The organism is Achromobacter sp. DH1f, assembly GCF_000633435.1.
Taxonomy (GTDB): domain Bacteria; phylum Pseudomonadota; class Gammaproteobacteria; order Burkholderiales; family Burkholderiaceae_B; genus Achromobacter; species Achromobacter deleyi.
This window is the reverse complement of the sequence record NZ_AYMF01000010.1, coordinates 467,540-484,045: the sequence shown is the minus strand read 5'-3', so window position 1 is coordinate 484,045 and position 16,506 is coordinate 467,540. Positions and strand designations below refer to the sequence as shown.

Below are 16,506 nucleotides of genomic sequence, written 5' to 3'. Positions count from 1 at the left end.
CGGCGCCGCGCGGCCGGCAAAGCCGCTGGCTTTGACGAGGTGTGCGCCCTAGCGGTATCGCGGGTCCCGGGCCCGCCCAGGCCGGGCGCCCTATTTCCGCAACAGGCGCTTGGCCAGGCTGACGCCGCCCAGCACCACGGCCCCGGCGACGATGCCGAACAGGGCGCTGAGCAACGTCGACACCAACAGCGGCACCAGGCCGCTGCCGGTGGCTGCCGCGACGTGCTCGATGGCAGCGCCCAGCGGGGCGATACCATGGGTAAGGATGCCGCCGCCAACCATGAACATGGCGGCGGTGCCCACCACGGAAAGCGTCTTCATCAAGTAGGGCGCGGCCGCCACGATGCGCTTGCCCAGCCAGGCGACCGCCTGCGAGCGCTTGGTGCTGAGATACAGCCCCAGGTCGTCCAGCTTGACGATGCCCGCCACCAGGCCATAGACCCCGACCGTCATGACCAGGGCGATGCCGGCCAGCACGATGGTCTGGCGCACCATGTCGGCGCCGGCCACGGCGCCCAACGTGATGGCGATGATTTCGGCCGACAGGATGAAGTCGGTGCGCACCGCGCCCTTGATCTTGTCGCGCTCGAACGCCACCATGTCCACCGAGGCGTCCTGCAGGGCTTCGGCCCGCGCAGCATGATTGCCGTCGGCGGTATCGCCGTGCGGCAGGAATTTATGGGCCAGCTTTTCCACGCCCTCGAAGCACAGGAAGGCGCCGCCCACCATCAGCAGCGGTGTCACCGCCCAGGGCGCGAAGGCGCTGATGACCAGGGCCGATGGCACCAGGATCAGCTTGTTGATGAACGAGCCCTTGGCCACCGCCCACACCACAGGCAGTTCGCGGTTGACCGGCACGCCGGAAACCTGCTGCGCGTTCAGCGCCAGGTCGTCGCCCAGCACGCCGGCGGTTTTCTTGGCTGCCACCTTGGTCATGACGGACACGTCGTCCAGGATGGTGGCGATGTCGTCGAACAGGGCAAAGAAGCTGCTGCCGGCCATGTCAGGCCCCCGAAGTCGAGATGTCCGAGTGTACAGGCGCCGAACCGCCGGAAACCGCCGCGGCGCAGCGCGCCCGGATTCAGGCCTTGATGTACACCCAGGCGTGCACACCGGATTTCAGCAGCACCGACACGCGCTTGTAGTCGGACACTTCGTAGCGGTCGGCGGCTTCGAGTTCCTGCTGGGTGATCTCGAACACCATGCCGGCCACTTCGTCTTTCGGGTCGTAGCTGGCGTAGACGATGGGGTGCTGGGCCAGGCCGCTGGTCTTGATGACGTCGGGGTCGGTGATTTCGACCCAGCGCTGCACGTAGCCGGTCATGGCGTCGGGCTTGCCGGTAAGTTCGCGGCCGAAGTTGGCGCGCTGCACGGCCTTGTCCTGCAGGGTTCCGTACGAAAACAGCAGAACCGCGGTTTGGTTCGATTCAGGCACCTTCGTGTCCTTTAGGAAATGGTGTACACGCGACTTTACACCAGCCGCTCCGTGTCATCGCCATGCAACCAAAGGGTCACATTCGGGCCCTACCATGTCGGCTTCCCCACCGCCTCGCGGCGGTCAGCGTCCGACTTCCCGCGCGTATGCCTTCCTTCGCCATCCCCGACAACCTGCGTTGCCAGCCGCCGATGTGCGCACCGGCTTGAAACGCCTGCAGGCGATGATGACAGTGATGGCCGCCGGCGCTGCCCTGGCCGCGTCGGCCGCGGCGGCCGAGGGCGCGCGTGAATACCCCTTCGACTGGCCGCGCCAGCCCCTGCACAACGCCTTGCAGCAATACAGCCAACTTACGGGCGACTCGGTGCTCTACGACAGCGCGCAAACCGCGGACCAGACCGCCCCTGCCATCACCGGCCGCTACACCGCGCGCGACGCGCTGGCCCGGCTGTTGGCCGAAACCGACCTGCAGGCCCGCTACACCGCGCCGCGGGCGCTGATGCTGATGCCACGCGTGCGCACCCCGCCGGCCCCGGCGTCGCAAGCCTCGCAGGCCGCCCGCCAGCAGTATTACGGCCGGCTACAGGCCCGGGTGCTGGCCGCCCTGTGCGCCCGGCCCGAGCTGCATGTCGGCGAATACCGCGTGGCGCTGCGCGTGCCGCTGGACCCCGCCCACGCCATACGCGGCGCCCAGGCCTACGCCACCGGCCGGCCCGACATGGGGCCGCGATTGCAGGAGGCCCTGGAAGGCCTGCCGATCGGCGCGCCGCCCGCCGGCTTCGGCCTGCCGGCCACCCTGCTGATCACCCCCGAGGCGGCGCGCCGCTATGGCGGCTGCCGGCGATGAGCGGCGCCGGCCTGGCCAATCTGCGCCGCCTGGTGGCCGAGCGCTATGAAGCGCTGCGGCGCCAGGTGGCGCGCCGCCTGGGCGGCGCATCGGACCTGGCCGGCGATGCGCTGCACGATGCCTACCTGCGCCTGTCGGCGCGCGACGACCTGGACGATGTGCGGCATCCGCAGACCTATCTGGTCAATACGGCCGTGCACGTCGCCATCGACCGCATCCGCCAGGACGTGCGGCTGCTGAGCGAAAGCGAGGTCAGCGAGTTCTTCGACGTGCAGGACGATGCCCCCGGGCCCGGCGGCATCGCCGAGTCGCGCTCGGACATGGACCATATGTTCAAGGCGCTGGACGCCCTGACGCCGCGCCAGCGCGACATCCTGATCGCGGCGCGGGTCGAGGGCCTGTCGCGGCCCGATCTGGCCAAGCGCTGGGGCATCTCGGTGCGGCTGGTGGGCCGCGAATTGCAGACGGCGCACGAGCATTGCGTCCGGGCGATGGCGCGGGGGCAATGAAAAATGAAAGAAAGTGTATTTTTTTCGCGAATCCGGTTCCGTTTGCCCCGCGCCGGATCGTCTAAGTATGAAAGCGGCGGATAACGCCGCCCGCAGCCAGCGATACCCATGAGCCCGACATCGTCCCCCGGCCCCCTGCCCGATTCCGCCCTTGAGCGCGAGGCCCATGCCTGGGCGCGCGCCTTGGCCACCGGCGCGCCCACCACCGAGGACGGCGCGGCGTTCAAGGCCTGGCGTGCGCAAAGCCCGGCGCACGCGCGCGCCTGGACCGAAGCCGCCCGCGCCTGGCGCGAGCTGGGCCGGGTGACGCAAGCCTATGCGGCGACCCACCCCGCGGCGCGCCGCCCCCAAGCGCCCAACCCGCGTCGGCGCTGGCTGCTGGCCGGCGGCGCCAGCGCCTTCGCCAGCCTGGCGGTGGCTAGCGTGCTGCGGCCGCCCTTGGGGCTGTGGCCATCGTGGTCCGAATTCAATTCCGACTACCGCACCGCCACGGGCGAACAGCGCAGCTTCGCGCTGGACGGCCAGCAGGTCACCCTGGCGCTGAACACCCAGACCAGCGTCAATGTCTCTACCCGCGGCGGCCTGCCGGAAATCGAATTGGTGTCGGGCGAAGCCGCCATCCACGCGGCGCGCAGCCAGCCATGCGCGGTGCTGGCCGGCGCCGCCCGCATGACCCTGGCCAGCGGCGACATCGAAGTGCGGCGCCTGGCCCAGGGCGAGGTGCAGTTGCGCTGCAATGCCGGCCAGGTCGACGTGCAACACCGGGATGCCAACCTGGTGGTGCGCGCCGGCCAGCAGTTGCGCTACACGGCGGACGCCATGCAGCCCCCGATGGCCATCGCCCAGGACGCCTCGGACTGGCGCGCGGGCATCGTCAGCTTCCACGACCTGCCGCTGAACCAGGCGATCGACGAGATCAACCGCTACCGCCCGGGGCGCGTGGTGCTGATGAACGATGCGCTGGCCCGCCACCGCCTGAGCGCGCGCTACGAGGTCAAGGACCTGGACCAGGCCATCACCCAGATCCAGCAGCTGTACGGCGCCAGCGTGCGCCGCGTGGGCGACGTGGTGTTCTTGAGCTGACCGCAGCCGCCGTCCCGGAAACCGCCATGACGCGTTTGTCATAAAAAATTCACGCGGTTTCCTATGCCGACTGCGCGGGCGTCATTCGACTAGATGAGTAAGCGGGCACGGTGGCGATGCCACTGGCGCCCTTCATCGACATTCCTGAATCACGCCATGTCCTCGTCTACGTCCGCCCAGCCTGCCGCCCGCTCCGCCTCCAACGTCCGTTCGTCCGCCCCTGCCGTTCCTCCCCGCCGCAGCGTACGCCGCCGCGCCGGCTGGCGCCTGCGGCCGCTGTCCCAGGCCATGGCGATTCTGGCGCTGGCGGGCGGCTGGAGCGGCGCGTCCCAGGCGCAGACGCGCGCCTTCAGCCCCGGCTGGTTCGCCGACAAGAACGCGGTGCAGTCGACCGCGCAGCGCACCGGCCGCATGCCCGACGGCAGCTTGGCCGGCATCGGCACCAGCGCCCGCCAGCAGGCCGAGGCGCGCCAGCAATTGCAGAAGTCGCTGGACAACCTGAATCGCACCGCGGCCGCCGTGGCGGCGCAGCAGGCCGCCCAAGCCGCGGCCCGCGCCGCGGCCGCTGCCAATGGCGCAAACGTGCCCGACGGCCTGGTCGAGGGCGGCCTGTGGGAAGCCCGCGGCGCCCTGGCCAAATGGGAGGGCGCCAAGGCCGCCCGCGCCAGCACCGAAGGCGGCCGCCAGGTCGTCACCATCGAACAGACGCAGTCGCGCGCCATCCTGAACTGGGACACCTTCAACGTCGGGCGCAACACCACCGTGCAGTTCAAGCAGAACGCCAGCGACGCGGTGTTGAACCGCGTCGTAGGCGCCTCTGCCAGGCCCAGCGAGATCCAGGGCGCGATCAAGGCGGACGGCAGCGTGCTGGTGGTGAACCAGAACGGCGTCATCTTCACCGGCACCAGCCAGGTCAACGTGCGCAACCTGGTCGCGGCGGCCGCCACCATCACCGACACGCAATTCCGCGACCAGGGCATCTATACCGACACCGACGGCACCCTGCCCGCCTTCAAGGATGCGATCGGCCAGGTGCAGGTGCTGGCCGGCGCGCGGATCGACACCGCGGTCTCCAACACTGCCACGCGCGGCGGCGGCTACGTACTGCTGCTGGGCAGCGACGTGCGCAACGGCGGCGCGATCACCACTCCGGGCGGGCAGGTGACGCTGGCTGCGGGCGACGACTTCTATATCCGCAAGGGCTACGGCACCGACGGCAATCTCAAGTCCACCACCACCGGCAACGAAGTCAGCGCCACGTTCAAACCCGGCAGCGCCGCCGGGCGGGTCACCAACACGGGGCTCGTCAGCGCCCCCACCGGCGACATCACCCTGACTGGCCGCCAGGTGCGCCAGGATGGCGTGCTGGTCGCCACCACCGACATCGGCACGCGCGGCGCCATTCACCTGTTGAACCGCGCGGGCGATGCCACCGGCAGCGTCACGCTGGGCGCGGACAGTGTCACCGCGGTGCTGCTGGAAGCCTCTGCCGTCACCGGCCTGGACAGCCAGCGCGCCGCCGCGATCAAGACGCTGGACGGCAAGCCCGACAACAAGACGGGTGGCGCCTTCGACAACCTGAGCACGATCGCCGACCGCCGCGACTTGTCGCGCATCGAAGTGGTGACGGGCAATCTCGCCACCTTCGAGAGCGGATCGACCACGGTGGCCACCGGTGGCCAGATCGCCGTGTCGGCCAGAAAGCAGACGCTGCTCGACAGCGGCGCCCAGGTCGACGTGGCCGGCGCCATCGGCGTGCACGTGTCGATGGAATCGAACAACCTGCAGATCAACGTGCAGGGCAACGAGCAGCGCGATGCGCCGGTCAACCGCGACAGCAAGCGGCTCAACAGCAACGACGTCTGGGTCGACCGGCGCACGCTGGTCAAGGTGGCCAGCGGCACCAATGGCTATGCCGGCGACCGCTGGTACACCAGCGGCGGCCTGCTCGAAGTGGGCGGCTACCTGGCCACCAGCGGCCACACCGCCGCCGAATGGCTGGCGCAGGGCGGCACCGCCACCTTCACCGGCGGCGAACTGGTGACGCGCGCCGGCTCGAACATCAACCTGTCCGGCGGCACGCTGGACGTGCAGGACGGCATCATCCGCCAAAGCTGGCTGCGTGGATCGGACGGCCGCCTGTACGAGGTATCGCGCGCCCCGGGCGACCTGCTCTACACCGGCCTGTACAAGGGCTTTGAGCAGGAGCATGCACGCTGGGGCGAAAAGGCCACGCGCGTCTTCTACAACCCGCTCATCGCGCCGCGCGAGCGTTTTGAAAACGGCTACACCGTGGGCCGCGACGCGGGCAGCCTGGTCGTGGCCACCACCAAGGCCCAGCTCGCCGGCGACGTCACGGGCGAGGTCTACCAGGGCGCGCGCCAGATCGACGCGCCGCAATGGGACCTGGAGGGCTACTACCAGTCGCAAAGCGCCCTGGCGCGCCGCGCGCAACTGGTCGTGGGCAACTACACCCCCCTGTACGATGCCGCCTCCGGCCTGCTGAACTGGGGCCTGACGGGCCTGGCCCAGCAGGTGGTGGTGGGTGCCGGGCCAGCCGGCATCGACGAAATCCGGCTGGATGCGGCCTGGCTGAACGCCATCGGCCTGGGCTACGTGCGCCTGGCGGGCAAAGCGCGCGTTGCGGTGGAACAAGCCGTGGCGCTGGCGCCGGGCGCGGGCCTGGTGCTCTATGCCCCGCAGGTCGACATCAACGCCAGCATCTCGGCCCCCGCCGGGCGGATCCAGGCCGGCAACATGCTGCGACAGCTCAGCGACAACGGCCGGGTCGAGGATACCCCCGTCAAAGCCGCGGCCGGCAAACCCACCGGCGTCACGCTTGCCCAGGGCGCCGTGCTGGACGTTGCCGGGCTGTGGAGCAATCTCAGCCTGAACCCCGCGGCCTCGCCCGGCATCGCCTACCGCAACGGCGGCTCGGTCGCGGTGCGCAGCACCGGCGATGTGTCGTTGGCGCCGGGCAGCGCGGTCGACGCCAGCGGCGGCGCGGCCATGCTGGCCACTGGCAAGACGCGCAACGGCCGCGGTGGCGACATCCTGCTGGAAGCAGGCTCGGGCGGCGCCACGGGCGCACTGTCGCAACACGCCGCGCTATCGGGCTACGGCGTGGACGGCGGCGGCAAACTGACGCTGCAGGCCTACCAGGTGCGCATCGTGCGCGCCGACGCGTTGAACGATCCGGCGCCGGCCGGCGTCTCGGTGCTGGCTGACAGCGCCTTCGCGCAAGGCTTCTCGCAATACGACGTGATCGGCACCCATGGCCTGGAGGTCGCGCCGGGCGCGCAACTGGTGGTACAGATGCCGGTGCAGCGATATGCCTCCGGCGCCCGCGCGGCGCAGGACAAGGCCCAGGCCTTGCAAGTGTGGACGCCCGCGTTGTATCAGGAAGACCCGCTCAAGAGCGTGCTGACGCAACGCCGCGGCGCCAGTGTGCTGCTGCAGACCGGCACCCTGCTGAGCTCGCCGAACGATGTGGCCGGCTCGTCGCTGGTGGTGGCCGACGGCGCGCGCGTCGAGGTCGACCCCGGACAGCGCATCGCCCTGGCCGGCATCGGCCAGATCACGCTGAACGGCGTGTTCAACGCCTGGAGCGGACGCATCACGGTGTCGATGGTCGGCGACACGCAGATGGAAGACCTGACGGCGCAAGGCTCCGGCCGTTCCATCTGGGTCGGCGAACACGCCAGGCTGGATGTAGCGGCGCGCGCCGCGACCGCCGTCAACCGCGACGGGCAGACCTACGGCAAAGTGCTGGACGGCGGCGTCATCACGCTGGGCAGCGCGGTGGACCTGGCCAAGGGCAACGTCATTGCGCCCAATGCCTTTGTGGTGTTGCGCCCCGGCAGCGTGCTCGATGCGTCGGGCAGCGCCGCCACCCTGCTCGTCAATGGCGTGCCCACCGAGGTGGCCAGCGCGGGCGGCACCATCGCAATCAGCTCGGGCAACGGCCTGTACCTGGATGGCCGCATGGTGGCGCGCGCCGGCGGCGCCGGCGCAGCGGGCGGTTCGCTCACCCTGGGCCTGGACGGCCCCGCCTACAAGAGCAGCCCCATCCAGAACCGCGTCAAGGGCGCACGCAACTTCGTCCTGTCGCAAGACGCCGCCGCCGATGCGCTGGCCGGCTACGGCGACGCCGCCGCAGCGGCGGACCATCTGGTCTATGGCCGCGCGGCGCTGGGCGCATCGCAGGTGGAACAAGGCGGCTTCGACACGCTCAACCTGCTGGTGAACGGTCAGCTAGGCTTTTCCGACGATGTCACCCTGCGCCTGAACAACAGCCTGCGGTTGATGTCAGGGTCCCTGGGCATGACTGCCGATGCGCGGCCCACGGCCAACGTGTTGCTGGCCGCGCCTTACGTGCTGCTGGGCGGCGCCACCGACACCAATGCCAAGGAAGGCTACGAACGCCCCTCTGGCTCGCTGCCGCCTGCACTGCGGACCAGTGAATCGGTGCTGCGGGTCAACGCCGGCCTGATCGATATCCGCGACAACGTGAAACTGGATGCGCTGACGACCAACCGGTCGCCGTCGGGCCAGGTGGTCAGCTACACCGGCACGGGCTTTCCCATGGCCGAGCTGTACAGCCACGGCGATATCCGCATCCTGGGCGGCCTGGGCACGCTGGACCGGTCCAACCTGGTCTACACCACCCAGCTGAGCACACCGGGCAGCCTGACGCTGACTGCCGCGCAGATCTACCCGGAAACCGGCGCCATCGTCCGCGTCATCGCAGGCATCGGTGGCAAGCGCAACGGCCAGTCCGGCTACGAAGAAGGCAGCCGCCTCATCATCGGACGCAGTACCCAGGACGTGCCGGACATGCCCTACAGCGCCTTCGGCTCGCTGATAATGGCGGCCGACATCATCGAACAGGGCGGCGTGCTGCGCGTGCCCATGGGCCTGTTGGAAATCGGCAAGGCCGACGACCGTGCCGGCGTGACGTCACGCGTGACCCTGCTGCCCGGCAGCGTCACCTCCGTCAGCAGCCGCGGCCTGGTCATGCCCTATGGCGGCACGGTGGATGGCGTCAGCTACAAATACATCGGGCAAGACGTCCTGCTGACCGGCCAGGGCGCCGGTACGCTGGACGGGCAGCTCACCCGCGGCATCGCGCTGGGGAGCGAAAACGTGCGTATCCAGGAAGGGGCGCTGGTGGACGTGTCCGGCGGCGGCCAGTTGCTGGGAGCCGGCTTTGTCTCCGGCCGCGGCGGCTCCACCGATGCCCGCTTCAGTCCGCTGGTGCAGTTCAATGGCCAAGGCGGCGGCTTCACGCTGCCGGGCCTGGCCACCAATCCTGTCTATGCGTTGGTGCCGGGCGCACAGCCCCGGGTCGCGCCCACTGCGCCGGATGCCGGCCAGAGCCAGCCGCAGATCGGCCAGCAGGTGACCATCGGTGCAGGCGTACCCGGCCTGCCCGCCGGCACGTACACGCTGATGCCCGCCACCTACGCACTGATGCCCGGCGCCTTCCGGGTGGAAATCAACGGGGCGGCCCAGGGCCAGGCCAGCGCGGGCGCACAAGCCCTGCGCAATGGCTCCTGGTCGATCGCGGGCCGCCTGGGCAACAGCGCCGCGGGCACCGCCGACGCCACCGCCAAGCAATTGCTGGTCACCTCCGGCCAGGTGCTGCGGCAGTACTCGCAGTACAACGAAATGGACTACGCCACGTTCGTGGCCGCCGAAGCCACCCGCCGCGGCATTCCCCGCGCCATCCTGCCCGCCGACGCCCTGACGCTGAAGATCGGCCTGGCCAGCGCCACTCCCGGGCAAGAGTTCTACTTTGCCGGCAAAGCCGACTTCTCGGCCGGCGCCGGCGGCTATGGCGGCACCTTCGCCGTGATCTCCAAGAACAGCACGCGCGACAGGACCGAAGTGACCGCCCCCGGCGCCGGCCGCACCCCCGGATTCGTCGGCATCTCGCTGGATGCCGGACAGTTGAACGCCGTTGCCGCCCCCCGCATGATCCTCGGTGCCGTCCCAAGCGTGGACTACGCCAACAACAGCAACCTGGTCCACATGGGCTATGGCGGCAGCCACTTCGGCGGTCTGACGCTGCGCAGCGGCGCCATGCTGCGGGCCGAGGAAGTGATGCTGATCACCAGCGCCCCGGAGGCTGGCATCCTCATCGAGCGTGGCGCCGGCATCAACACCATCGGTCGTGGCCGCACGCTCTTCGATTCCACCAACGGCTATTCCTACGCCCCCAGCACCAGCAGCATGCTGGCCGTGTCCAACGGCTGGCTCAACGTGCTGCCCCCGGCCGAAGACCTGCTCCCGGCCGGCTCCGGCCCCATCCGCATCGGCGTCTGCAGCACGCCCGGCTGCACGGGCGAAGCGCAGCTCTACACCGAAGGCACCCTGGCCGCCGCCACCAACAAGGCGTTCGAGCTGGACAGCTCGGCTAGCTACGGTGCGCGCTACCTGACTTTGGCGGTGGGCGCCGTCAATGCGGGCAGCGAACAGGCGCTGGCGGCAGCCGCCGCCCGCGGCGGCATGACCAGCGGCCTGACCCTGAACCAGTCGCTGCTGAACCGCCTGATGGCCGGCGACACCCGTTACGGCGCCCCCGCGCTGGAGATGTTGACGCTGGCGGTGGCCGACTCGTTCAACTTCTTCGATGGCGTCACGCTCGATACCACCGACCCCGTGACGGGCAAGTCGCGCCTGCAGACGCTGGCGCTGACCACCCCGGCCATCTATGGCTACGGCCAGGCGGGCGATGTGGCCACGATCCGCGCAGGCAACCTGATCTGGAACGGCTCCGTCATGGCCCCGGCGGCGGTCATTCCCAACGGCGCCGGCACCGGTAGCGGCCGCCTGCGGATCGAGGCCGAACGTATCGAGCTGGGCTACGGCCCCTACACGCAACCGCTCGGCACGCTGGACAACGCACGCCTGACATTGGGCTTCGCTGACGTCACCTTGCGCGCCACCGACCGCATCACCGCCAACCACCAGGGCAGCCTGAAGGTCTACCAAACTCGCGGCGCCTACGACACGGCCACCGGCTGGCAGTACAGCGGCGGCTCGCTCACCCTGGAAACGCCGCTGCTGACCGGCGAGGCCGGCTCGGTCAACCGCATCCAGGCCGGCAACGCCATCACGCTGAACCCGCTGGCCGGCACGACCAGCGCACCTGTGCCGCGTGGCCTGGGCGCCGACCTGACGCTGGACGCAGGTGCAGTCACCCTCAACGGCCGCATTGCGCTGCCCACCGGCAAACTCACCGTGCGCGCCGACAATGCCCTGACCCTGAACCCGGGCGCCGACCTGGACCTGGCGGGCCGTCCCGTGCTGTTTGACGACGTGGTCAAGTACAGCTGGGGCGGTGACGTCACGCTGGAAAGCCGCCACGGCGACATCGTCCAGGCTGCAGGCAGCCGCATCGACCTGTCGGCCCGCTACAACCGCGCCGGCCGTCTGACGGCCATCGCGCTGGATCCCAATGCCGGCCGCGTGGATTTGCAGGGCAGCATCCTGGGGTCCGCCTCGGGCGATTATGAAGCGGGTGGCACGCGGGTGCCCTATGCCTACGGCGGCGCCGACATCCGCGCCCAGCAAGTGGATTTTGCGGCGTTGAACCAGCGCCTGAACGACGGCCAGGTCTACGGATCGCGCAGCTTGCAGCTCAAGCGCGGCAACCTGGTCATCGGCGACGAGGTCCGAGCCCGCGAGGTCAATATTTCCGTCGATGCGGGCAGTCTCACGGTTGCCGGACGCATCGACGCCAGCGGCGCGGGCGTGGGCAGCATCCGGCTGTCGGCGCGCGACGGCCTGCGCCTGGCCGGCAACGCCGTGCTGGATGCGCACGGCACCGATCTGCGCGTGGACAGCTACGGCAAGATCATCGACTCGCCCAACCGCGCCATCGTCGAACTCAATGCCGGCAAAGGCAAGCTGCAACTGGACAGCGGCGCCCGCATCGACCTGCGCGCCGGCACCGATTCTGCCCGCAACGATGGCCTGCCGCGCGGCACGCTGGAACTGAATGCGCCGCGCCTGGGCGGCATCACGGGCGGCGACATCGACATCGATGCGCGGGGTCCGCTGGACATTCGCGGCGCGCGCAGCATCGCCGTGAACGGCGTGTGGGTCTACACCGATGCGCCCGCCGGCACCGAGAACAATGCGGGCGGCAAACCCTACCAGGTCATCGACCAGGCCTACCTGAACCAGCTGAACAGCGACAGCCGCGACTTCATCGACAATGCGCTGGCCAATCGCAACCTGGTGGACAACAAGCTGGCCGGACTGCGCCCCTACGCCGACGCGCTGCACCTGCGTCCCGGCGTGGAAATCCGCAGCGCCACGCCCGATGGCGATCTGGTGGTGCAAGGCGACCTGGACCTGTCGGGCATGCGCTACGCCAGCCTCAATCCGCACACGCCGCTCAACCCGGCCATCTATGGCTCGGGCGAGGTCGGCAACCTGGTCATCCGCGCCGGTGGCGACCTGCAGATCCATGGCAGCATCAACGACGGCTTCGCGCCGCCGCCCGACGTCAAGCAGGATGCCGACGGCTGGCGCCTGCTGCCGGGCTTCGACTTTCTGGGCGGCGACCTGGTCACGCCGCATGCCGGCGTGACGCTGGCAGCCGGCACCCAATTCCCCGGCGGCGTGGTGTTGAACTACGCCGTGCCGTTGCAAGGCGCCACCTACCTCCCTGGCACCGTGCTGCCCGTGACCGCGCCGCTGGCCCGGCCGCTGACGCTGGCGGCGGGCACGGTCCTGTCTTCCGCCATTCTGAATCCGAACGGCAGCGTGGCGTACGCCGCGGGCACCGTACTGCCCCAGGCGCTGACCCTGCCCGAGAACATGCAGCTGTCGGCCGGCTGGCGCGTCATGGTCAACACCTTCCTGGGCCCCGTCACCTGGCCCGCGGGCATTGCCCTGCCCAACCTGCCGGATGCCACTTTCCAGGCCAATGCCGTGAAACTGGCCAGCGCCATCACGCTGCCGCGCGGTGGCCTGATCCCGTCCGGCACCAAAGTGCAACTGCTGGCCGGTGTGGACTACGTGGACCTGCGTCCCGCCGTCAACGGCGTACAGGGCCAGGCCTGGGCCATCGCGCCCATGCTGCCCGAAGGCACGCAATCGTGGTCCATGCGCCTGGCCGGCGGCGCCGACCTGAGCGGCGCCGACACGCGCACCACCCAGTACGGCACCGCCCGCGGCAACCTGGTGCTGGCCGACAGCCACTACGGCATGTATGGCATCGACGCGCCGGGCAACTACAAATGGAGCCAGCAGGCCGCCGATGACCTGGGCATGCCGGAGCTGTTCGACACCGTCATCGACGACCAGTTCATCAAGGAAATTGCCGGCATCGATACCGCATCGGAATTCTGCCGGTACAGTCCCGAATACTGCATCCCCAACGATCCCCGGAACTATATCGGCAAGCCCGCCACCGCCCGCTTCAGCGTGCTGCGCACCGGCACCGGCGACCTGGACCTGGTGGCCGGCGGCGATGTGCGCATGCAGTCGCTGTACGGCGTCTACACCGCGGGCACGTCCACCCAGGCGACACGCGCCAACGACCCCTACAACCAGCCGCGCCACGCCGGCCCCGGCGGCCGGGTGCTGGCTGACGCCAACCAGGCCTTCGACGCCTTCGTCGACGGTGGCCCCCAAAGCGTCTACCGCGCCTGGTATCCCGACGGCGGCGGCAATCTCACCATCCGCGCCGGCGCCAACCTGATCGGCGACACCATCGCCCGCCCCCAAGGCTCCTACGGGCGGCCAGTAGACACCTCAGTCGCCTACAACGGCGCCGACGTGGGCAACTGGCTCTGGCGTCAGGGCTCCGGCGATGCCCCCATCGGGCAGAAGCAACCCACTGCCTGGTGGATCAACTTCGGCACCTATGCTTCCCTCAACGATGGCCAGCAAGGCGATGAGCTGATCGGCTTCACCGGCTTCGGCACTCTGGGCGGCGGCAACCTCAGCGTGGACGTCGGCGGCAACGCCGGCTTGCAGCTGTCGCATGCCCTGGCATTCACCGAACGCCACATCAATGGCCGCAGCCAGTCGCTGGTGCTGGCAGTGGGCAGCACGGGCCGCGTGCTGGCCGACGGCAGCCTGGCGCTGACCGGCGGCGGCGACATCGACCTGCGCGTCGGCGGCCAACTGAATCCAGCGCTGCCCATCATGTTCGAGTCCGCTGGCGCGGTCACCAACCTGCGTGGCCAGACCTTGCTGCGCGCTGCGTCGCTGGGCCGCCTGGATCCGCTCTACAACGTTCTGGCCGCGCGCGACGTGCGTGGCCTGGACCGCTTCCAGGCCGCCGACGCCACGCCGTCCGGCGCCCCGGTCCTGAATGTGGGAGACAGCGCATTCCGCATCGACAGCCTGCGCGACCTGGCCATCGGCGCCGCGGACGACCCTGGCCGCGTCCTCGTGCCCGTGTCCATGCCCTACCTTCAGGCCGACGGCACGCCGGGCATCCATGGCTCGCAATCCTGGTTCTCGCTCTGGACCGCCAACAGCGCGGTGGACGTGTTCTCGGCGGGCGGCAACGTGGCGCCGGTTGCTCCACGCACGCCCGGCTACGACACCGTCATCACCTACCCGTCGCAACTGTCGGCAGTCGCGGCAAACGGCAGCATCTACTACAAGACAGCCTTCACACTGGCGCCGGGCCCCGCGGCGCGCCTGGATCTGCTGGCAGGTCAATCCATCTACGGTGGCGACGCGCCGGTGGGACGCAGCAGCGCCTCGCCGGACTCCGTGGCCTCGGTCTTCAAACCTGCGTTCGTAGGCAAGGTGCCTTCCCCCACCAGCAGCGCCATTCTCTGGGGGCCCACCACGCTGTCGCGGGACGGCGCCTACGGCGACCTTGTCCTGTTCGCCTTCGGACCGGGTTCCGCGGCCACCACCGGTCAGGTCGAACCGTCGCGCTTCTATGCGATGGACGGCGACCTGGTCGGCGTCACCAGCGGCCGCCTCATCCGCTTCGGCAGCCCCAGCACCCTCACCGGCAAGCAGTGGTATTCCGGCGGCGGCCCGGTACGCATGCTCGCCGGACGCGATATCGTCGGCAGCGGCAGCCCGGTAGGATCCATGGACTGGACGATGTACCCCATCACCTTCACCTACAACAACAACCTGTTCGTCCACGGCGATCCGCGCGACATCTCGCTGGTACGCGCCGGCCGCGACATCATCGAAAGCAATTTCACCGTCGCCGGCCCCGGCACGCTGGAAATCAGCGCCGGCCGCAACATCCTGATGGCGGACAAGGCTGCCGCCACCAGCCTGGGTCCCGTCGTCCCGGGCGACTTGCGCCCCGGCGCCAGCATCGCTGTGCAAGCCGGCCTGGGCGCCCAGGGCGCCGACTACGCCGGCTTCCTGCGCCGCTATCTGGACACCGACCACGTAGCCGATCCGGCCCGTCCGCTGACGGACCAAGGCGTGCCCTTCAAGACCTACGAAAACGAACTGCTGCTGTGGCTGACGCAGACCTACGGCTTTGCCGGCAGCACGGCCGACGCACGCGCCTTCTTCGACGCCCTGCCCCCCGAACACCAACGCATCTTCGCGCGCCAAGTCTATTTCGCCGAACTGCGCGCGGGCGGCCGTGAATACAACGACAAGGCCAGCCCGCGCCTGGGCAGCTACCTGCGCGGCCGCCAGGCCATTGCGGCGCTGTTCCCGCACCAGGACAGCTACGACGGCAGCATCACCATGTACGGCGGCGCAGGCGTGCAGACCCGCAACGGCGGCGACATCCAGGTGCTCACGCCCGGCGGCGCGCAGGTCTATGGCATCGAGGGTGCGGCGCCGCCGTCCACGGCTGGCGTGGTCACGCAGGGTCGCGGCGGTATCGACTTCTACGCCCGCGACAGCATCCTGCTGGGCCAGAGCCGCGTCATGACGACCTTCGGAGGCAGCATCCTGGCCTGGTCGGCGCAAGGCGACATCAACGCCGGCCGCGGCTCGAAGACCACCGTGGTCTACACCCCGCCGTTCCGGCGCTACGACGGCGTGGGCAACATCAGCCTGTCGCCCGCGGCCCCCGCCACCGGCGCCGGCATCGCCACGCTGGCGCCGCTGGCCGAAGTGCCCGCCGGCGACGTCGACCTGTATGCGCCGCTGGGCACCATCGATGCAGGCGAGGCTGGCATTCGCGTGTCGGGCAACGTCAACATCGCCGCGCAGACGGTACTGAACGCCGCCAACATCAAGGCCAAGGGTGAAAGCACCGGCATCCCCGTCACCGCTGCCGTGAACACGGGCGCGCTCACCTCGGCCAGCAGCGCCGCGACCTCTGCCGTCAACGCGGCGCAGGATTCGGCCCAGCGCAGCCAGAACCAGGCACGCCAGAATCAGCCGTCCATCATCAACGTGCAGATCCTGGGCTACGGCGCGGAACCGGTTGCCGGCAGCACGCCGCAGGCACCGGCAGGCGCTGCGCAAGAGGTGTCGTCCTACCGCCCCAACAACATGGTGCAGGTGGTGGGCGACGGTGCGCTGACTCCTGCCCAGCTGGCCAAACTGAGCAACGAGGAAAGGCAGGCGTTCGGCCTGTAGGCCAGGGGCCGCACCCGGCCTGAAAAACAAGAAGGCCGCCCGGTTGCCCTGGGCGGCCATGTTGATTGGGTTACCTCAATGCG

At 69.6% G+C, this 16,506-nt stretch carries 6 protein-coding genes; 4 read left to right on the top strand and 2 right to left on the bottom strand.

The window, feature by feature from the left end; genetic code table 11:
• Positions 1-90: 90 nt before the first annotated feature.
• On the bottom strand, positions 91-1,002 hold the full coding sequence (locus tag U858_RS0110000; RefSeq protein WP_025137019.1) for a DUF808 domain-containing protein: 912 nt from the start codon (positions 1,000-1,002) through the stop codon (positions 91-93).
• Between the two features lie 79 nt (positions 1,003-1,081).
• Positions 1,082-1,435 (bottom strand): gamma-glutamylcyclotransferase family protein, encoded by a 354-nt coding sequence (locus U858_RS0109995; protein WP_025137018.1) that lies wholly within the window; start codon positions 1,433-1,435, stop codon positions 1,082-1,084.
• A gap of 178 nt (positions 1,436-1,613) precedes the next feature.
• Between U858_RS0109995 and U858_RS34760 the strand changes: the two genes are divergently transcribed.
• The 4 genes from U858_RS34760 to U858_RS0109975 all read left to right on the top strand — a co-directional run bounded on the left by U858_RS34760 (position 1,614) and on the right by U858_RS0109975 (position 16,423).
• Positions 1,614-2,282 (top strand): STN domain-containing protein, encoded by a 669-nt coding sequence (locus U858_RS34760; protein WP_157838794.1) that lies wholly within the window; start codon positions 1,614-1,616, stop codon positions 2,280-2,282.
• Positions 2,279-2,791, top strand: coding sequence for an RNA polymerase sigma factor (locus U858_RS0109985; protein ID WP_025137016.1), 513 nt, complete (start codon positions 2,279-2,281; stop codon positions 2,789-2,791). The genes U858_RS34760 and U858_RS0109985 overlap by 4 nt, the downstream gene beginning before the upstream one ends.
• A gap of 108 nt (positions 2,792-2,899) precedes the next feature.
• Positions 2,900-3,874 (top strand): DUF4880 domain-containing protein, encoded by a 975-nt coding sequence (locus U858_RS0109980; RefSeq protein WP_025137015.1) that lies wholly within the window; start codon positions 2,900-2,902, stop codon positions 3,872-3,874.
• 156 nt (positions 3,875-4,030) lie between these two features.
• Positions 4,031-16,423 (top strand): filamentous haemagglutinin family protein, encoded by a 12,393-nt coding sequence (locus tag U858_RS0109975; RefSeq protein ID WP_025137014.1) that lies wholly within the window; start codon positions 4,031-4,033, stop codon positions 16,421-16,423.
• Positions 16,424-16,506 lie beyond the last annotated feature (83 nt).